Source organism: Kluyvera fluvialis (assembly GCF_059725275.1).
This window is the reverse complement of the sequence record NZ_AP046143.1, coordinates 23,474-41,140: the sequence shown is the minus strand read 5'-3', so window position 1 is coordinate 41,140 and position 17,667 is coordinate 23,474. Positions and strand designations below refer to the sequence as shown.

Here is a 17,667-nt window from a genome sequence, read left to right as displayed (position 1 = left end):
CGGGCTGTCAGGTTAAACATCGGCGGTGTCGTTCTCGTCTTCGCTGACGGTGAACCACGGATACGTCTGCATACGCTGCAAGTACCCCAACGCAGTCACGACCTGTGTGACGCGCCCCAGCGGGTCATACCAGACCGTGTCCGCATACAGGTCGGTACGGGCGCTGTCGTCGTTAACATAACGCCAGTCGTCGAGAAAACAGGGCTGATAAGTTCTGACCGGCCAGCCCTTATTGTTGTACTCAGTACGACCGGTGACCGCCCAGCGGACGTCAGTACTGGCTTCTGTCAGCGTTCCGTCTGGTGAGACCACCAGAGCTCCCTGTTCATCCCGCTGGTATGCCGGCCCGGAAGCCTGGCGTACCGAGGTCTGCAGAACACGGCCAAAGCCGTCCACAAACATGACCTGTTGCTGTTGTTGTTGCTCAACATCGCTGTCATAGCGGTCAGTGGTGACCACACAATGGTGAGGCGGCAAACGGAGGGCATCCTCTGCCAGGAGGAGGCTATCCACGGCGGGCAATCGGCGGCCCCGCGCGCGGCGAAGGGCCAGCGCGCAGACAGCATCGTCATCGGTCATCACCCGGACTTCGCGCAGGCGGGCACGGTCAGCAGCCGTAAGTGTCCCGGTTGCTGTTGGCATCCAGCTGTCAGGCGCATAGGTGAAGCTTTGTGCCACCGGCAACCCCGGCGGCAGACTCAACGCTGCCTCCACGCTCTTCGGCGCCGTAAACGGCTTTTCCGCTGGCGTGCTGTAGCCCGTGCGTTTACCAGCTTCGGTTCCCCAGAACCGCATGGATGTCAGGTGCCCCAGCGCGTCCAGCACCGCATGACTCTCGTTGCCGTTGACATCGATAATATGAACCGGGGTCATAAAGCGGTAATCATAGGTTGCCTGTGTTTTCAGTCCGGCGGCATCCTCCCTCTGCGTCACCACGCAATAATGCGTATCCCAGAGATGACGCGTTTTACCCGTTAACACTGTGTCCCTGACGGCCAGCGGACGCCAGAACTGTGAATCGTCCCCGTAGTCCGTGTATCCCTGGCGGGCACACCAGACCAGCTCACTCCCGGTATCCTCAAACAGCCGGGGAACGGGCAGGTACCCGCCCTGCGTTAGCCTCTGCTGCAGAGCAGCTTCACTCATCACGCCATCGAATGCCGCCAGCGTTGCCTCATCCAGGATAGCTGATTCAGTATAGGCTACCAGAACCGGGACGGTCGGTGCAGGCAATTCCGCTGCGGAACCATCCGTATAAGCCGTACGCTGCTGCCCCAGATAAACCCGTGGAGCGTCTTTGGCCAGCAAACCGTTCGGGTCCTGCAACACCTCCAGCGTTATGCCGTCGACTGGCACCGTTTCCGCTGGCGACTCAAGCGCATCACTGCGTTGACTGTCAGGGATGCCGATGAGCCAGGTGTCATCCGTGCTCAGGTGATGCCAGCGTGTTTGCTGTTGCACCAGACGCAATACCTGCTGCTGGTCATCGTAACTGCTGTCAACGGCCGTTGGGGGCAGCGACGATGGGTATGAGAACTGCTCGTCGTCCGGAGGCGACGCGCATAGGAATGTTGACGCTGCGCAGCGGCAGACCATCACATCCTGATCCAGGAACCGTCTGGGTACACACGGGGTCGCTGCCGATACGCTCATAGGTGTAAGCGCGGCTTTCGATTTCTGCAACCTGCACCACTGGCGCCGATGATGCTGACGGACACAGGCGTACCTGATGGCGGGACTCGCTGACGCTGTAGGGGGTGTTTTGGCCTCACCGCCATCCAGGCCATACAATTCACTGGCGTACCGGCAGGCCTTTTAGCCCCCGTTGCAACCAAATCTGTCATCCTGCGTAGCTGGCGCTCGGGACATCATTGTTATTTTCCCAGACGGTAAAACGGGGATGATGAACGGGCCAGGCCAGTGTATCGCCCTACCAGAACTGCAGGCGTTGCGCATCATCGACGCCAGGATTGCCGGTAGCAAACCAGTTTGGTCATCGCCGGTGCCGTCCGCTCCGGCGCGCAGCCTGTTTGCGCGCTCGTCCGTATCGCAGGTTTCCACATAGCCGAACCCCCGGAACTCACGCTCCCCGACCGTCCCAAACCCCCTGAGCATAGCGCACCGTACTGAGCAGGCGGTTACCGGTGATTTCATCCCGACTTTCCGTTTGCCACAGGGTATGTATCGGGAACGGCAGATGACAAACCAGTTTGTTCCCCGGCCAGCAGAGCTGCTCTTTCATCCAACCAGAACTGGGCGGAGCTCGAATACCGTAAGGTGGTGTCAGCCCCATATTGTTGTTCATGGCATTGAGTAACCAGGAGTTTCCCCGGGTGAATAATACCGCCAATGGGCCGGCGCCATGTGCGGCACCGTCAGAATAAGGCTGGGTACCCCCAGTCCCTCGATGTCCGCCGCCTGCAGCAGGCAGGTGTTGTCAAATGAACGCCATCAGGCAGCGCAAGCGAATACGGCGCCCCGAAACGGTTACCGCCCTCATTGGGGTAAATAAACAGGTGTGTGGATTGGGCATACAGGAGACTCACACACCCCGAACCGTCTATCTACCAGGATAGACCTGATCCGGATTGAACCGTTCGGCCGGTTGACTGAACCCCGTCAGCGTCAGGGGGCGAGCCGAAAACGACCATGTCCCAGATTACGGCCAGCAGGTCACGCCTTCGGCAGTGACCGCCACCAGGTGCTGCTGTCCCGACCCCAGCAGGTCGCCGAATGCCACCAATGTCTGTGGCCGGGCATCGGCAGGGTGACACCTTCAGGCTGAGTTATCGCCTGTCCGGCCGTAAACCCGGCTCGATTATTGGGGTACAGGCGCACGCTTTTAGGACCAAAGCGCCAAATCGGCAATGCCGTCTCCGGTCAGGTCAGTCAGATTGGGACCTGGGGGTGAAATACTCCACCGGAAACGCGGTCAGCGGGATAAACCCCGTCCATTGCCCGTCGGCGTGCTGGCTGTAGAGCCGCTCATGCCAGGTTGGGTCACCACCCAGTCCGATTTGCCCATCACCGTTCAAATCCATCAGCATCGCCGATTGTTGGGGGGAAGGTATCACTGGCAGTGGGGTGGCGGCTGCATAGGTGATCGCATCGCGTCTCCCGGCCTGCCGCTGCGCAGCCCCGGTACCACCAGGCCCTGGTCCTGATATAAAACACCCGGCACGCCTTCACCGAGCAGGTCAACCAGCTGATAAGGCTGCTCTGCATTCAGGTTGTTCAGTATCGGCTGGAGGTGTCCACTGCGCGGGCAGTGGTGCCGAGAAGTCGACCGTAGTCAAACTCCAACGGCGGCAAGGTCAGCACGGTACCGGCGGAGGTCCAGTTGCCGGACGGCAACCAGCGTGGACAACGTATCCTGCAGGTCATAATCCAATACCAAGCGGGAAACCAGTGCCGGCTCCTCCTGTGCAGGCAGCCTCACCGGCCAGCGATGCCAGACGATGAAACATCAGAACCTGTCGGCACAATCGCCGTGTTCTCAATTCGAAGCCGAACGCGTAGTGGGAAGAGCTGTCGAGGCCGGCAGAGCCATTCACCCGTGGGGGTATAAGTTGGCACCTCCGCCGAGGCTAATGTGCGCTCACCATAATCGAACACCGCATGAAAACAGCCAGCTTCCGGCGAGAGGGGGAGTGTTCCCCAGCACCCGAGGCGTGGTTCCCGGGGTGATATTACCGTAAGACACCTGCGTCAGATAGCGTTGTGTATTCAGCGCATAGGGGTGTTGTTCTAGCTCAGTGGTGTTGCAATCGGCGGCGTCTTCCGCTCGGTATTGGTAGTATATATGTTCTCCGGTCGGCGTAATGCTTTCCTCCAGTAACCACTGCGCGATATGGCTGTCGTTCGTCGGGTCACAGGAGGCGGGCCTGTGCGGTTTTCCTAGTAAATGGACCTGACCGTCGGGGTATACACCACCAAAACGCTTGCGCGCCTGTCGTCGCGTTCTGTTGCCAGTATTCGAATCGGCTGTGGCCTTCTGTTACCCCGGGGCTGATAGCGGGTGACCGTATGAGAGAAGGGCAGGCGTTGCGCCAGAGCAGGACGGTGCGCTTGCCGAGATCGGGCTGCCCCGCCGCATTCTGAGCCACTAACAGCACTTCCCCGGCCGGCGACAGGAAGGTGTCCCGGTCATCATAATGGCACTCCGTGTTGCGTACGTCGGCTGATACTCAGGTTACTGACCTGCCAGCCCAGCCCGAAGATGCCGTTGCCAGCGCCGCTGTTGTAGCTGAGGGTCAGATCCGGCGCCACACCCCGCCCATCGGAAAGGGCAGCGGAACGGAAAGCGACGCCATGCCGGTCGGCCCGGCAGCGCCCCAGGCTTTCTCCCATCCCCTGACTGCAAGCCGCCCCCCTTAGGCAGAGACGGTGGCTCGATCTTCACTGCGTCTGACTGATGCATAAATGGACTCCTTGCAAGGCCCCCGGAAGGGGCCTGCATGTTGCGCTGGATTTAAAGGATGGTGTAACGAATGCGGCAGGATGATGTCCGCCAGGCTCAGTAGCAGGTTCTTTCTGTTTACCGTCAGCCTCCGGGAAACTCAGCGTCAGTGTGCCATCATCACTCACAGGTATCCCCTCAAACGGCAGATAACGCGGGTCGTTAAAATCAAGACTGGAACTGGCCGCTGCTCATTCATGCCATGGGAGACGGCGATAGCATTGCAACCGCGGATTCTGGATACTGCCCCCATAGTTGAGCACGGCGCGAACATCCTGGATAAGGCCCGACCAGTGCCGGCAGCGTAACGCTGATTTGCTGATCCTGCGCACAGCGCCAGCTCAGCAGGGTAGTCGTTCCCTATATTGAGCGTTGAGAGCTGTAAGGTAGCCTGTAGTTGCCCACCCTCAACTTTCAATGTGTTATTGCCGTTACCGACACTCGCCTTGCCCGCATCCAGCAAGTCAGCCATGGCTTTGCTAAAGACGAATTCATCTTCTGGCAACCCTGCATACACCTGAGCCAGCGATGCAGTACGAGTCACTTCCAGGGCACGTTTATCTTGCTCCAGGTACGCTTTATTCCATCTGTCCCAGCATCAACATCAAACTCTCGCCTGCCAGCAGGCCTGCGTAGTTGCCCTGCCAGCGCCCCGGTTTAATGAAGGTTTTTGCGAAATCAGCCACATCGTATTGCCAAGATTGCTGTGCCATCAGGCAACGAGACACGGCCAAAATCATAGAACTGGTAATAAATGGCTGACAGTTTACCGCGCAACCAGTTATACAACGCCTGGTTGCTGAATTTCCCAGCAGGAAAGCCAGCTGCGCCTGCGTTTGTGCCTGTTGGGTCTCCAGGGTAGTTTCTGCAAATCGGCCGGCTTCACGGCGAATGGCCAATGCCGCCAGTTGCGCATCAATTTGCTTCATTTCTGCCTGTGCGTTATTGCGCTGGATTTCCCATTCCTGCCGACGGCGGCGATAATTCTCGGAACGGCTGATTTTATCGGCCTCGGTCAACGAGGTCGACGCGGCGATTTCGATACCCATCCCGGTGGCGCTCAGCAAGCCCCCAAAATGGGTTCCCCGACCGCAAAACCGTAAATATTTGGCACCATATCCGCGGCAGCGGCAGACAGATGCAGGGCTTTTGCGGAAGGTATTGGTCGCGGAAGAACTGAGATACAGGTCCATCGCCCTTTTCTCTCCGCTGTTCACATCCTCCTCATACAGATGGCTGTAGCTGTCAAAGCGCCCCATGCCCCAGGCGGCTCTCCTGCAGCACGGCGTTTCTGGCATCGATTTCCGCCAGCGTTTTATCCTGCATGCGGACACTCTGCAACATCAGTTCACTGCTGCGTTTTGCAGCAGCTCAGACAATGCCTCCGCATCCTGCCGCTCAGTGAGACTGAGCAGGGTCGAGCCAAACTGTATCAACTGCCCCACGAGACCCGGGCGCCATCCAGCATCACCCGGAAAACGGTACAGCCGCATCTTGACGTTGGGCAGCGCCCCTCCCCCTTGAGAGGTAATGACTGCTGCACTGAGTAAAGCCGCCGGAGCGGCCGGCGCAGCAAATACCGGCAATGACAGCGGTTGACCGTCAATGGACAGGTTATGACGCAGGTTCTAAAGCCGCTGCGCCAGCAGTTTCCAGTACCCCTGCAGCTTCTGGTTAATTTGTGGCAGGAACAGTCCAGTCAGCGAGTTTACCGGTACGGGGAAAAGCTTCCACCAACGGCTCAGCGGCCTGTGATGCACTACCTTTTACGCGCTGCGCCCGCAATGCCAACAGCGCCTGCTTTTGACAATCCGCGGGTGCAGGAGTTTCGCTGAGGGTCGCCGTTGCCGAGCGTTGCGCTTCCTCCGCAGGTTGTTGCAGGCGTAACTTTTTCTAATGCCTGTTGCCGGGGTAACCTGCCACAGTCTGACTGGCGGCGTCACCCAGCTGCGGATCTGACCAGTTGCCAGCCTCGGCCAGATAGGGTTCATCCCCAGCAGCGACAGTGCCTGGGTGTACCACATTTTTGCTTTCATTGAGGGTGTCACGCTCCAGCTGGCGATACGCTGCATCCCCGCGGCAATCAGCAAATCCAGCGTCTTCATGAAGGCGGTCATCAATTGTAATGCATCGGGTCATTCTGCGCCACCGCATCGGGGTCAACGGCGTCCAGCGGCGTGGCATTCCAGCTGGTATCCTCCTCCAGCGGGCGAACGTTCCACAGATATCCTGCTTCTTCGCCGTTAACGGTGTAACCGGATGACCAGACATAGTTCATCCAGGCGTAATGCTTCGGTAAAGTTCTGCTCCTGCAGCAAACGCTGGAACATCATCATTGGGGTATAGTAGAACAACTCCAGAAATAGGGCATTGGCACCGCTAAAATCCATGGTAGTAGCGACCGACAGGCCATAGACCTGATTAAGCCCCGGGAAGGTGCCATTATTAAAGCTCTTATCCAAAACCCAGCCTTCGGGGTTCTGGATATCTTTACGAATAATTTGATGTCATTTTTTTTGCCACTGGCATACCCGGCAAAAAGATAGAGGGTTGTCAGCATTTCCATAGTGTTCTATTTCGCGGCAGGAACAGATTGACAATCGTCTTCCTGTTAGGACTTAACATACCGCGGGCAATAACATCTTTACTGTCATTACTTCCAGACTTTCAACTGATAGAGCGTAAAACGCCATGGAATCGCCGTGAATTGGGGCGTATTGCGACAACTCCAGCGTGACATAGGTTCCCTGACCCCATTTTAGGCTCTTGAACATCTGCGTATCGCGCGGAACAAATAGCATCAATCCCTCGATTGGCACGTACAACCAGCTGTGAGGCAACAGCGCGTTCAGACGGGTACGGTATATGCCTGACTGCATATACTGCACGTTGGCATCATGATATAATGAGATAGGCCGAATCGTCGTTGTCTGAATCAATGGTCACCCGCACGGTATCTGCAGCAAGGGTGAGATCACCAACGAGCGAAGAGAAAACGTAAGTGCGCGCTCAATCTTCCTGGGGGTATCCAACACATGCAAGGGGGAAGGTACGGGGTCGAATAGTATGTGTACCACTATTATCAGGCTCACTGCGCACGGCGGAAACCGTCACGTTCTCATTCGGCTTGTCGGAGGGATAGTAACTGTTGCTGTGGTTTTTTTTATTATGGCATTAGTAGGAAAAATCCATCACGGGCAATGGTTGCTACAACATAACCATCACCCTCATCAAGATCTTTGAAAATAATAGACGGTTATCTCTGAGGTATTGCTCAGACTCTCCTTATTCAACAAAACCAATAAATGTAAATTCCGTCTGTCCATAATCTGGCTCGTTCTTTTCGCCATTGTTAAAATTATCCCACACCTCAATAAAGGGGGCTGCTTCGAGGCGCAGGTATCCCTATGGGTTCTTCATTTTCATTCAGGAGCACAATCGCGGGGAAAGGCTTCATTCCCCCAGCCCCTGACCGAATCCCTTTTTACTATACAATTGCAAAATAAAGATATACCCATCAGTAACCATCCCAACATCAGGTATTTTCACTGTTGCATCCATAAACATGATATGGGTGGTGTCAAATTCCAGTTTTTTTCATTTCAGATGATACAGAGAATGGTAATAATGAGTTGGTTAAAAACTCTGTATCCCGTGGAGTGTAATCAATAAAGGGATCCCCATCTTCATTAAAAACTGCCCCCCCTCAACAAGCCAAGGGTAATCGCTTATTAAATCTTCAAAATACCAAATAACACCAATGGAATTGTACTTTGCTGTTATATTTAGGCGTAAGCGTTACCGTTTGCTTCTCATAGTTTGCACTTAATTCAATGATATCGGAATTCAGTGATAATGCTGGGATTCCTGTTCGTGCTCAACGGTGTATGCGACGTTATTGTAGGTGATGCGGAAATTTACCTCGGCATGTTCATTGGTATCCCAGATGTGTAAAGCTTCCGCTAACAACATCGTCAATGCGTCCCTGCCTTTTACAACCCCTTTCATATCGGAATAGATAAAGATACCTTGTACAACCTCAACAGCATCGGCATTGCTGTATTCATCCTGCTTTTGTACAATAGGCGGCCAGCACATCTTCCTCGGTATATTGCGCACAAAACAGCCCAATGCTGTCATCTATCCTTTCTTTCTTAAGTGGGCCAATGAAATCAAAGGTAAATGGGAATGCCCAACTGCCATCATAACGTAACCGGGAGATTTTCAGGTGGTAGTAAATATCTTGTGACGCGCCATCACCACCTTCTTGCACCTCCTCACTTTTCCGCACCTCCTCTTCCACCCAGACCACGTGCAGGCGAGATTTGAAGATAACCGGTCTAATCAGGCTCAGATGTGGCGTCATGCCGCAAACAATCTCCTTCCACTCGCTCCAGGCATTGGTAGCGTAGCGTCCGTCCACTCCCTTGCTGTGGTCTAACTTGCGCCAGTAGAAGTGGCGGGGCATGGTCTGACTTTGACCGATAAACCAGGTGTTGCCTTCATCGGTATTCACATTGTCATGATAACCACTGATAACGCTAAGGTGGCAATGTCTTCAAAGCCGCCAGGTAGTTAATCAAACCCGGCTTCTAACGTCTCGCTGTTCAACTGGCTTTGAGACACTTCCTGCAGCAGCGTATCCCATCATTTCCGTCTGGCCGATACGCACCGTCGGGTCAAACGTAGTTCTCCGGGTAATACCCAGCTCCAACGCCCGCCCAGGTGCTGTAGCGTTTCTTTGTTATACGTCTCCCCAGTCGGTAAAATACTGGGCGGCTTTTCACTGCCGTACTGACCCCGCCATCCAGCCCGTTTAGCGCCCGGTTGACATACAGCCTGCACGCTGGCTATTGCTCTGGCCAGGCGCGTCGTTTTTATCTGTGCTGAGACCTGGCTGTCTATCAGCAGGTAGCCATACAGGTCGTCAGAACCAATAATGACTCCGGTACCTGATGGTACATGGTTGCGCAGATAATAGGCCTCCAGCGCCTGAGTTAGAAACGCATCCTGTTGTGCATGCAGCGTTGCTGTTTGCGTTGTATCCAGTCCTGCCTGCAGGCTATCCGCTGCTGCCTGCCAGGCTGCATAGGAAGGGGGATTATCTGTATTGTATTTCAGTGCCAGCAATCCGCGTACCGCCGCAGGGGTAATATGCAGCGTGGTGGCGACAAACAGCCATTGCAGGGCGACATCCACTTCCTGCCAACCGGTAAATGTCGCGGCTTCTGCGTTAAACTTCTTGCAGCGCCTGACTCACCAGCGTCTCATCCAGTGAGATGGCGGCGGCCAGCAAGGTTGGCGTTAACGCCCCCTGACTCAGTGCGGTTAAAATCGCCGTATGCCCTGCCCGCCACAGCGGGTAATGAATGCATGGAAGCGGGTGATGCTGTGCAGGGTCAGTAAATCATGGTGCAATGTATCCGCATCCATAAAGCGAGAGGGCTGGGCCACCAACAGCGCCAACTCCCCGGCACTCAGTGAGGTGGCGCGCACAAAGAGCGCATTTGCCCCAGCACCTGACAGAAACTAACCAGCTCCTCATGTTCTCTTCGGGGGTTAGCGCGGCACTCTCTCTTTGGATTAGGGCAACAAAAACATTCACCGATAATCCAGCGGGTTGAATTTGGTTTACCCACTGCCAGAACGCCAGCGGCCACCTCTGCGGAGCTTAGCTGAACGGAGGCGGCAATCAGTCGGGGCCAACGCTGTCATCAGCGAGCCATCGTCTGCAATCCTGGGGAGCGGGTTGGGTAGCCCACCATTACGCAGCGTGTGAAAGCAGATTCTTAATGTGGGCGTCATCAGGGTGCTGTAGCGGGTCGTGGTCATCAGCCAGATATCGTTAACAGACCACTTTTGCTCAGCCAGCCACTGCGTCGTCTGAGCCAGGAATGCAATCAATCCCCCAATTCCGCTGACGACAATTCAGCGATGGTCTTTTCGGTATAAGGCGATACGGAGAGTAACTGAGACAACTCTGTCACCGTTAGCCGATGAATGCGTGCCAGCAGGCAAACACAATACAGTTGCGACAGCCTTTCCGGGTAACAACGAAATCACCGCCGCCGGCCATCAGCCGCAGCGAATACAGCTCTGAATGGTTCCACCAGGAAGGCGCGCTTTAACACCGCCAGGCGGAAGGTGTCGTCGAGACTGGCCAGGGCGCAAATCCAGTGCAGCACCGTCGGCAGAAAACACCTGTCCATTCAGTGGAGGTGTGTTAACAGGCGTTCAAATTGACTTGGCTTACCCGCTGACTGGTATTGTGATATCGCCGCCCCACACAATATCAATGCCTCGTCGAAGTTAATGGCGTACTGCTCGGTATAATATTGGCCATAAAACAGGGTGCTTAATACGGCAGCATCAATTTGTAATTCATTGTTGACGGCCATGACCGCTCGTTCGATATCCTGAGGGGCAGCTGTGCCGCCTTGCTCAGACGAATGGCTTTATTGAGGCGCAACAGAAATATGTTGAGGGGTTGTTTTTCGATTCTGAAGATAGTGCCTACATCGAAATACCCCCTGAGTCCGGGGTTTACTCGTTGAATGTGAAGTGTAACCGGGTTGGCGAGATTTGCATCCCGGAATGGAGATTTCAACCTCATAGTCTTTATTTGCTTCAGGGACGAAACCTATCTTCCTGATAAAGCACATTATTCTGACCATCAACGATTTTAAAATTAGATAGAGTGCTGTTCATCGAGGTTACGCTGTATTTATACTTATACCTCTCCCCCTAATGGGATTAAGTCAGCATAATTAACCTGATATTTATTCTGGTATACTCACGACGAATATGCAGGAATCCGGATTATCCCCGGACGCATCTATTATCAGTGATAACTGGTCATAAACATAGGCCTCGCTGGAGGATAAAGCAGAAAAGTCATTACGAACACCAAAGTGGGCCAGTTCATCCAGAGACAAATGATAATGTTATTGTGCTAAATTGACAGCAGCACAAAATGAGGGAACATCAATATCACCAAAATTATCTTTAATCAGCTGCGCCGAGTTTTCTTCTGTCAGTGTTCCTCCGTAGGATGCTGTACAGCTCGGGTGAGATGTCAGATTTAATGGCCAGTAAGGAGGTGGGGTCGGCCGGCGCCGCGACGGCCGGCGCTTTGGTAAACGACAGGGATTCATCCTGCAGTAATAGATACGTGGTCTCATAAGGCGCATGGTAAGGCGTAACGCCTGTCAGGCGATAGGTGGAAAGTTTTTCCAGCAGCGCGTCTTTATTCTCCAGCGCTTCTGCCTGCAGGATGTTTATCGAGCATAATTCAGAGGCCAGTGTCAATGTCGCCACCTCCTCGTCCTGACTGGCCTGACTCAGCAGCAGGCTCTTCAGGTCAGGGCGACGTTTATCCAGATTCCAGGACCGATCCTCCGGGTGCAATGCCCTGGCCTCACGGTACATCGTGAGGTAGGCTGCCGGCGAGAACATGGACGCCACATTGCCTGGTTTGACGTATTCCGCTTCGCTCTGCCGGCAAACCAGTATCGTAATCTCGCGTGAGCGGGAGGGTTTGATACCTAAATGCACAGCATTAGCCAGTTGCGGGTTGGCGCCGCTTACAATGCGCGCCTCTGTAAGCGTGTTTTCGTTTTTTGCTTGCCGGGCTGCGTTGTACAAAAGGTCGTCTCACTGCGGCTCAGTACTCCACGGTACAGGCTGCGCAATTCGGACAGCGATAATGTCATGACATCAGAAAGCTGAAGTGAGAGAGATTGCTGATTTTTGTCATTCAACTTCTTAAGAATATGCTCAACATGGTGCATAATCGACTCCAAACGTGTGGTTAACGTGTGTTCTTTTTTTAAAGAACATGGGGGGAAATTATAATAAACTACCGGGTTATGCCTTAATTGGTTGAGTCTGATGTATAATGTGGGCTTTTGAGGTTCTCTCATGGTCAGCGTTAACGCTCATTGTCCCCGTTGTCAGCTCTGCTCAGATTTTACCGCCATGGTCAGAACCCTAAAGGTCATGACGGACTGCCGTGAATGCCACACGCGTATTTCAGCTCACTTACGCTTATGAAGCCCGTAAGCCAGGCATCAAAGAGCAGATCACTGAAATGGCCTTCAATGGTGCCGGGGTTCGCGATACCGCCAGAACGCTGGAAATTGGCATCAACACCGTCATCCGAACTTTAAAAAACTCGCGCCAAAGCGAATAACCTCTTCGCCCGTCGCCCATGCTGATGTGGCACTTATCTGCGAACTCGACGAGAAGTGGACTTCGTTGGCCGTAAAGCCCGGCAACACTGGCTCTGGTATGCGCACAACACCAAAACTGGCGGTGTACTGGCCTACACATTTGGTACCCGAACCGATGAAGCCTGCCGGGAGCCACTGACCCTGCTTACGCCATTCAATATCGGCATGATCACCAGTGACGACTGGGGCGGGAGGTGTTGAAGGATAAGCATCTGGCCGGCAAAATATTCACCCAACGCATTGAGCATAATACCCAGACGCCTCCGCACCCGCATTAAGCGGTTGGCTCGTAAAACAATCTGCTTCTCGCGCTCAGTTGAGCTTCACGAAAAAGTCATCGGTGGCTTCATCGAAAAATACATGTCCTACTAATTGGAGCCACCGCCACCGCTCTTATGGGCGTTTTTTTTTCAATCACGCCTAATTGCCAAACATTGCATCATACGGATTAATACCAGTAACTTGGCGGGCAATGCAACCAGAGTGGCAGGCTGATGAAAAACATCGGCGCCGATAGCCAAGCGAACACCAACCCCTAGCCCTGTTTGGGTGAAAAAGATTACCGCCCATACCAAAATGCGATGCTGATAGAAAGCGCCGATTTTTTCATCTCATTACTCCCAAGTCCGGTTAATTCATCAGCATTGTGGTAACCAGTTTAGGCTCTGACAATAATTGGTGTCCACTATTATAGGGGTCTGGAAGCGACTCTGCTATGGTAAAGACGGCCATTTATCCCGACAGGGCTATACCCTCTGTGTTATGAATAAGTTACAGGACAGTCTGCGGCGACGTGATATTTACGTCGCACGGAGCGAACGCTGGGGAGATCCGCGGGCTAAACTTCTCCAGGGTCAGGACTGGCACACCAACAGAGTGCAGGTATATCGTCCCTCGGACATCCCCTTAACGCGCGGAGAGGCTGTAACGCGCTGACCCGGCAGCTCGACACAGTGTACCGACAGGTTTCCAAAAATTTTTCCGATAATCAGGCTGCTTGCTGGATTTCACCGGCAAACGTACGAAGCTGACATTGCTCATCTGAACGGGCTGGATGAGCCGCCGACGCTGAAGTTACTCTCAAAACGTATATCTGACCTGCTGCCAGTTGTCGATCTGACAGAACTCCTTCTTGAAATTAACGCGCATACCGGATTTGCAGATGAATTTACCCATGCAAGCGAAGCGGGCGGCGCGTATGGATAACCTACCGTCAGTATTGTGCAGTTGAAGCCTGTAATATTGGTATAGGCTTAATTCGCCCGAATATTCCGGCGCTGACCCGTTACCGTCTGAAGCTGGACCCGGCAAAATTATCTCAGGGCAGAAACGTGGTCAAGCAAAGACGCCAACGGTTGACTATCAGTCTACTCTGCCTCTTGCTCAAAAATGGGGCGGTGGTGAGGTAGCCTCTGCTGACGGCATGCGGTTTATTGCCCCGGTAAGAACGGTACATGCAGCTCCTAATCGAAAATATTTTGGTTCCCGTCGTGGATCTTCCTGGTACAACTTCATTTTCAGATCAATATTCCGGATTTCATGGCGTTTGTCGTTCCTGGCACGCTAAGGGATTCCATATTTGTACTGGAAGGGTTACGGAGCAACAAACCGGGCTAAACCCAACGGAAATAATGACCGATTGGCAGGCTCCAGCGACCTGATTTTGGCCCTTCTGGTTACTGGGCTATCAGTTTTCTCCGCGCCTGGCTGATGCCGGTGCTTCAGTTTTCTGGCGAGTGGATAAAGATTTGCCGATTATGGCGTACTGGATAATCTTGCCCGTAACACAGCCAATACGCGGAAGATAGAGCAGAACTGGGATGACATGATGCGTATGGCCGGTTCCCTGACGCTGGGAAAAATCTGGGCTCTAGGCGGGCAATCCGTTCATTGTTGAGTAGCGAAAGGCCTTCTGGCCTGACGCAGGCCATTATCGAAGCGGGAAAAATAAACAAGACACTGTATCTGCTTAATTATATTGATGATGAAGTTTATCGCCGCCGTATCCTTACCCAACTGAACCGGGGTGAAAGCCGACACGCCGTCGCCAGAGCAATTTGTCATGGACAAAAAGGTGAAATAAGAAAACGTTACCAGGATCGACAGGAAGATCAGTTGGGTGCGCTGGGACTGTGTGACCAATGCTGTCGTTCTGTGGAATACCATCTACATGCAGGCTGCACTGGATCGTTTGCGCAATGAAGGTGAAACCATCAATGAAGAGGATGAAGCCGCTTTCGCCACTGAGGCACGCACATATCAACATGCTGGGGCATTACACATTCATGCTTGCAGAGCAGATAACAAAAGGCCAACTAAGGCCACTGAAGCAGGCGGAAGAAACGGATGAATGGCCACTGTGACGGTTATATTTGTGTGGGGCCAGGATGTTCTCTCCTGAATCCTCCCGTTCACCTGACTACTCTGCAACCCGGAATCATTAACTCGGGTTGCAGAATAAATTTACAATTTAAGTTATCAGTCGATAGATAGATTTCTGAAATTTTCGAAGTTATTTGTTGCCCGGGTTCGTACTTCCAAAGAAAAATCTACCTCCAGCATAAGCTGCAGAACATTGCATATTCGGCAGGATGGCTGAGCTGGTTTAAACCTGTTATTGATTGTAAGGCTCTGTTTCCAAGTCTCCTGGCAATATTTCCACCTGAAAAACCGAGCATTCTGTCAAGACCTCTACCAATTGCCCTCATAGGCACTTACCGCTGCTAACTCACCTATTCCTTCCATATCTGTATATGACTCAGCACCTAACGAACCAAGAGAGACACCTATCAGGGCCGTATATGGGTTACTATCCCGGATGTTCCTCCATGCAACGCAACATCGGTTCCTGCAGACAGTACCTATTTCACCTCCTGTTGTTATTCTAATGTCAGAGGATCGTCCTAAAAATTCAAACAAGTATCAGTAATGCCACCAATCAGAGTCGTATTTACGGCAGACTGAGTTGTACCACCATTAATAAGCATTAGCGAATCGTCCGGCAGTTGCTGCCCTTACAGAGGTCGGACCTGGTGCTTTATGGAGTAAACGGGAAAATCCAGATGCTATTCGCCCACTAAAGTACCTAATGCCCCTCCTATCAGCGTCGCAGCGCCTGCAGCGCCAATAGCAACCGGAATAGCCAAACCTGCGGTTGCGATGCTCCCCTACAGCCATCCCCATTAATCCACCGATAAAAACACCTTTAGCCAGCCGAGATTTTCTTATGCGCTCAATATTATTTCTCGCAATGTTTAAATAAGCGTTTTATTCCCGCCTTATAGGCATATTTGGAAACTTTACCAGCAACAAAACGGAGGAGGGAAAATAATGATGGCATTGATGGCATTGATGGCATTGATGGCATTGATGGCATTGATGGCATTGATGGCATTGATGGCATGGGAACTCCATTTTCTATAATATTACTGAGTCCTGATATAGCATTACCTAAAGTGTTGCCTGACCATCGCTATCATAATTAGTGATCGGATTATTTTTTACCATTTGATAGAGGATTAAGCCCATTCCACCGTGCCTGCAGGATCTAGAGAGCCATCTGCACGCCCCACGTCTGGTAGTACCGGTAGCCGTAGTAAGACAGCCCTGTCGCATCGCGCCCTTGCCCGAGTACCTGATTGTTTTGTAACTCACCTCCGCCTGGCTTCGCGCCGTCCACACCGCCGTGCCGCCGTAAGGATAGTATTCCTCCATGCTGATAATGTTACCGGCGTTGTCCAGCTCCCAGCTGGCTGCTGCCCGTCAGGTTATCGAGTTGTACGCACCTGGTCGTTGATGATGCTTTCCGGTCTACCACTCTCCCAGTGCAGCACCCCGCACCTGCGCCAGGCCCGCTTCGCCCACAGTTATAACTTGCAGGTTTTCTGTTTCCGTGTTCCTGTAGCCGTACTGCGCAGTTCCCAATCCTGCCAGATACGAACACCCGTTGCGTCTGCATGCTGTTACCCGTTTTCTGTACGCTGACCTTAAGGATGCGCTGGCTGTCTGCGTCATAGCGGTAGCTCTCACTGTCGTCCGCTCCACCATCGCGGGTCACGGGCGTCACCTTCAGCAGCTCGTTACGCGGCGTCCAGACCAGAGTTTGTCCCGGCTGCAGTTGAATCTGCTGCCCGCCGGCCGGTGAACAGCGCGTCCACGTCTGCGGGATTTTCCGTCAGCGTGCTCAGTACGCCCCGGTTGCTCCGGTTGCTATGGTTATTCTGGCGGCGTAACCACTGCCTGTTGCCGGAGCGTGACGTCTCGTCAATTGCCGGCTTCGTCATAAGTGTAAGTGCGGGTGTAACTGGTATATGCAGAACTGTCGGTGGGAGAGGGGAACGATGGTGGCGGGCAGGCTGCTGCCCTGCTGACCGGCATTGGCCATCTCGCGCCCGGTGGCGCTGACCACTGGTACAGGCTGTCGTAGACATACGTGTTCTCCGGCACCACCTTCTGGTTGCGCCAGAAGCGCGTCTCTTCCGCGTCGTTGCTGATTTTCAGGACGTTGCCCACCGGGTCGTACTCATAGCGCAGGTCCTGTGTATCTTTCTGCTCTGACTTATGCCCGCGGGACGCTTCCGTTTTAATCCCGGTCAGGCGCTGCGTCTCGGCTTCATACGTGAACGTGGTCACCACGCCGTTGCCGTGCTCCTCGCGCAGCTTCTGGCCTGCGGCCGAGGTACGTCAGGGAGGCGACGATGTCTGCTCTTTTCCGCCCGTCATCGTCAGCCAGCTGCCAGACAGCAGGCCCGCCACGTCAAGGACACGCGCTGTTGGTTGCCTTTTGCGTCCGTGGTGATGAGTACTGCTCCTGTGGCGTCAGCGGTGGTCCGGGTGGTAGTACCGCCACCATCAAGCAGGTCTTCCACGCTGAGCATCCGCCTCCCTGCCAGTCGGCCACATTATCTGGATTATCCGCATCTTTCAGCAGACGCCGGGTGACGGAGAGCGGCACGCCGGTCAGTGCCACGCTGTCGG

General features: G+C 53.7%; 22 protein-coding genes and 4 pseudogenes. 5 read left to right on the top strand and 21 right to left on the bottom strand.

Going from position 1 to position 17,667, the window contains the following annotated elements; genetic code table 11:
- Positions 1 to 12: 12 nt before the first annotated feature.
- From AC6I4B_RS23695 to AC6I4B_RS23685, 3 genes and pseudogenes are all read right to left on the bottom strand, one after another.
- Positions 13 to 1,461: a hypothetical protein gene (locus AC6I4B_RS23695; RefSeq protein ID WP_497772440.1), complete on the bottom strand. Its 1,449-nt coding sequence runs from the start codon at positions 1,459 to 1,461 to the stop codon at positions 13 to 15.
- Positions 1,462 to 1,518, bottom strand: a pseudogene (locus AC6I4B_RS23690) (hypothetical protein); the annotation flags it as partial.
- Positions 1,499 to 1,720, bottom strand: a complete 222-nt coding sequence (locus AC6I4B_RS23685) for a toxin TcdB middle/C-terminal domain-containing protein (protein ID WP_497772435.1) — start codon at positions 1,718 to 1,720, stop codon at positions 1,499 to 1,501. The gene AC6I4B_RS23685 and the pseudogene AC6I4B_RS23690, both read right to left, overlap by 20 nt.
- A 180-nt stretch (positions 1,721 to 1,900) precedes the next feature.
- On the opposite strand from AC6I4B_RS23685, the gene AC6I4B_RS23680 reads away from it, so the two are divergent.
- Entirely contained in the window at positions 1,901 to 2,065 is a 165-nt protein-coding gene (locus tag AC6I4B_RS23680; protein ID WP_497772355.1) for a hypothetical protein, read from the top strand.
- A 15-nt stretch (positions 2,066 to 2,080) separates the two neighbouring features.
- On the opposite strand, the gene AC6I4B_RS23675 is transcribed toward AC6I4B_RS23680, so the two are convergent.
- The 15 genes and pseudogenes from AC6I4B_RS23675 to AC6I4B_RS23605 form a co-directional block, all read right to left on the bottom strand.
- Positions 2,081 to 2,305 (bottom strand): hypothetical protein, encoded by a 225-nt coding sequence (locus AC6I4B_RS23675; RefSeq protein ID WP_497772354.1) that lies wholly within the window; start codon positions 2,303 to 2,305, stop codon positions 2,081 to 2,083.
- A 1,075-nt stretch (positions 2,306 to 3,380) separates the two neighbouring features.
- Positions 3,381 to 3,554, bottom strand: coding sequence for a SpvB/TcaC N-terminal domain-containing protein (locus AC6I4B_RS23670; protein ID WP_497772353.1), 174 nt, complete (start codon positions 3,552 to 3,554; stop codon positions 3,381 to 3,383).
- A gap of 44 nt (positions 3,555 to 3,598) precedes the next feature.
- A pseudogene (locus AC6I4B_RS23665) lies at positions 3,599 to 4,350 on the bottom strand (SpvB/TcaC N-terminal domain-containing protein).
- A 233-nt stretch (positions 4,351 to 4,583) separates the two neighbouring features.
- On the bottom strand, positions 4,584 to 5,003 hold the full coding sequence (locus AC6I4B_RS23660) for a hypothetical protein (RefSeq protein WP_497772351.1): 420 nt from the start codon (positions 5,001 to 5,003) through the stop codon (positions 4,584 to 4,586).
- 34 nt (positions 5,004 to 5,037) lie between these two features.
- Positions 5,038 to 5,718: a Tc toxin subunit A-related protein gene (locus AC6I4B_RS23655; protein ID WP_497772350.1), complete on the bottom strand. Its 681-nt coding sequence runs from the start codon at positions 5,716 to 5,718 to the stop codon at positions 5,038 to 5,040.
- A 634-nt stretch (positions 5,719 to 6,352) separates the two neighbouring features.
- Positions 6,353 to 6,598, bottom strand: coding sequence for a hypothetical protein (locus AC6I4B_RS23650; protein ID WP_497772348.1), 246 nt, complete (start codon positions 6,596 to 6,598; stop codon positions 6,353 to 6,355).
- Positions 6,576 to 6,737, bottom strand: a complete 162-nt coding sequence (locus tag AC6I4B_RS23645; protein ID WP_497772347.1) for a hypothetical protein — start codon at positions 6,735 to 6,737, stop codon at positions 6,576 to 6,578. Before AC6I4B_RS23645 ends, AC6I4B_RS23650 begins: the two co-directional genes overlap by 23 nt.
- A complete protein-coding gene (locus tag AC6I4B_RS23640; RefSeq protein WP_497772346.1) occupies positions 6,703 to 6,921 on the bottom strand; it encodes a hypothetical protein in 219 nt (72 codons plus the stop codon). The genes AC6I4B_RS23645 and AC6I4B_RS23640 overlap by 35 nt, the downstream gene beginning before the upstream one ends.
- A gap of 1,601 nt (positions 6,922 to 8,522) precedes the next feature.
- Positions 8,523 to 8,996 carry a neuraminidase-like domain-containing protein gene (locus AC6I4B_RS23635; RefSeq protein WP_497772434.1) on the bottom strand — a complete coding sequence of 158 codons (474 nt, stop codon included), beginning with the start codon at positions 8,994 to 8,996 and terminating at the stop codon, positions 8,523 to 8,525.
- 110 nt (positions 8,997 to 9,106) lie between these two features.
- Positions 9,107 to 9,658 carry a neuraminidase-like domain-containing protein gene (locus tag AC6I4B_RS23630; RefSeq protein WP_497772429.1) on the bottom strand — a complete coding sequence of 184 codons (552 nt, stop codon included), beginning with the start codon at positions 9,656 to 9,658 and terminating at the stop codon, positions 9,107 to 9,109.
- A 129-nt stretch (positions 9,659 to 9,787) separates the two neighbouring features.
- A complete protein-coding gene (locus tag AC6I4B_RS23625) occupies positions 9,788 to 9,955 on the bottom strand; it encodes a hypothetical protein (RefSeq protein ID WP_497772427.1) in 168 nt (55 codons plus the stop codon).
- A 135-nt stretch (positions 9,956 to 10,090) separates the two neighbouring features.
- Entirely contained in the window at positions 10,091 to 10,363 is a 273-nt protein-coding gene (locus AC6I4B_RS23620; protein ID WP_497772426.1) for a hypothetical protein, read from the bottom strand.
- 155 nt (positions 10,364 to 10,518) lie between these two features.
- Positions 10,519 to 10,668, bottom strand: coding sequence for a hypothetical protein (locus tag AC6I4B_RS23615; RefSeq protein WP_497772424.1), 150 nt, complete (start codon positions 10,666 to 10,668; stop codon positions 10,519 to 10,521).
- Complete coding sequence (locus AC6I4B_RS23610; protein ID WP_497772423.1) at positions 10,669 to 10,857, bottom strand: hypothetical protein; 189 nt, start codon at positions 10,855 to 10,857, stop codon at positions 10,669 to 10,671.
- A 607-nt stretch (positions 10,858 to 11,464) separates the two neighbouring features.
- Complete coding sequence (locus tag AC6I4B_RS23605; RefSeq protein ID WP_497772421.1) at positions 11,465 to 12,103, bottom strand: Tc toxin subunit A; 639 nt, start codon at positions 12,101 to 12,103, stop codon at positions 11,465 to 11,467.
- Between the two features lie 367 nt (positions 12,104 to 12,470).
- Here AC6I4B_RS23605 and AC6I4B_RS23600 point away from each other — a divergent pair, with 367 nt between their 5' ends.
- The 4 genes and pseudogenes from AC6I4B_RS23600 (at position 12,471) to AC6I4B_RS23585 (ending at position 16,175) form a co-directional block, all read left to right on the top strand.
- Complete coding sequence (locus AC6I4B_RS23600; RefSeq protein WP_497772419.1) at positions 12,471 to 12,650, top strand: IS1-like element transposase; 180 nt, start codon at positions 12,471 to 12,473, stop codon at positions 12,648 to 12,650.
- Positions 12,651 to 12,705: 55 nt separating this feature from the next.
- Positions 12,706 to 13,062: pseudogene (locus AC6I4B_RS23595) on the top strand (IS1 family transposase).
- 315 nt (positions 13,063 to 13,377) lie between these two features.
- Positions 13,378 to 15,053, top strand: a pseudogene (locus AC6I4B_RS23590) (Tn3 family transposase); the annotation flags it as partial.
- Between the two features lie 927 nt (positions 15,054 to 15,980).
- Positions 15,981 to 16,175: a hypothetical protein gene (locus AC6I4B_RS23585; protein ID WP_497772442.1), complete on the top strand. Its 195-nt coding sequence runs from the start codon at positions 15,981 to 15,983 to the stop codon at positions 16,173 to 16,175.
- Here the strand turns inward: AC6I4B_RS23585 and AC6I4B_RS23580 are convergent.
- From AC6I4B_RS23580 to AC6I4B_RS23570, 3 genes are all read right to left on the bottom strand, one after another.
- Entirely contained in the window at positions 16,141 to 16,404 is a 264-nt protein-coding gene (locus AC6I4B_RS23580; RefSeq protein WP_497772418.1) for an RHS repeat-associated core domain-containing protein, read from the bottom strand. The genes AC6I4B_RS23585 and AC6I4B_RS23580 overlap by 35 nt on opposite strands.
- A 365-nt stretch (positions 16,405 to 16,769) precedes the next feature.
- Entirely contained in the window at positions 16,770 to 16,973 is a 204-nt protein-coding gene (locus AC6I4B_RS23575) for a hypothetical protein (protein ID WP_497772416.1), read from the bottom strand.
- Positions 16,954 to 17,322, bottom strand: coding sequence for a hypothetical protein (locus AC6I4B_RS23570; protein WP_497772415.1), 369 nt, complete (start codon positions 17,320 to 17,322; stop codon positions 16,954 to 16,956). The genes AC6I4B_RS23575 and AC6I4B_RS23570 overlap by 20 nt, the downstream gene beginning before the upstream one ends.
- Between the last annotated feature and the right edge of the window lie 345 nt (positions 17,323 to 17,667).

What these genes read in the sequence shown, in the direction of transcription:
- AC6I4B_RS23650 (WP_497772348.1), bottom strand. Translation starts at nt 6,598, where the DNA reads ATGACCCGATGCATTACAATTGATGACCGCCTTCATGAAGACGCTGGA.
- AC6I4B_RS23655 (WP_497772350.1), bottom strand. Translation starts at nt 5,718, where the DNA reads ATGGGGCGCTTTGACAGCTACAGCCATCTGTATGAGGAGGATGTGAAC.
- AC6I4B_RS23610 (WP_497772423.1), bottom strand. Translation starts at nt 10,857, where the DNA reads ATGGCCGTCAACAATGAATTACAAATTGATGCTGCCGTATTAAGCACC.
- AC6I4B_RS23580 (WP_497772418.1), bottom strand. Translation starts at nt 16,404, where the DNA reads ATGGAGGAATACTATCCTTACGGCGGCACGGCGGTGTGGACGGCGCGA.
- AC6I4B_RS23680 (WP_497772355.1), top strand. Translation starts at nt 1,901, where the DNA reads ATGATGAACGGGCCAGGCCAGTGTATCGCCCTACCAGAACTGCAGGCG.
- AC6I4B_RS23645 (WP_497772347.1), bottom strand. Translation starts at nt 6,737, where the DNA reads ATGAACTATGTCTGGTCATCCGGTTACACCGTTAACGGCGAAGAAGCA.
- AC6I4B_RS23675 (WP_497772354.1), bottom strand. Translation starts at nt 2,305, where the DNA reads ATGAACAACAATATGGGGCTGACACCACCTTACGGTATTCGAGCTCCG.
- AC6I4B_RS23575 (WP_497772416.1), bottom strand. Translation starts at nt 16,973, where the DNA reads ATGACGAAGCCGGCAATTGACGAGACGTCACGCTCCGGCAACAGGCAG.
- AC6I4B_RS23615 (WP_497772424.1), bottom strand. Translation starts at nt 10,668, where the DNA reads ATGGACAGGTGTTTTCTGCCGACGGTGCTGCACTGGATTTGCGCCCTG.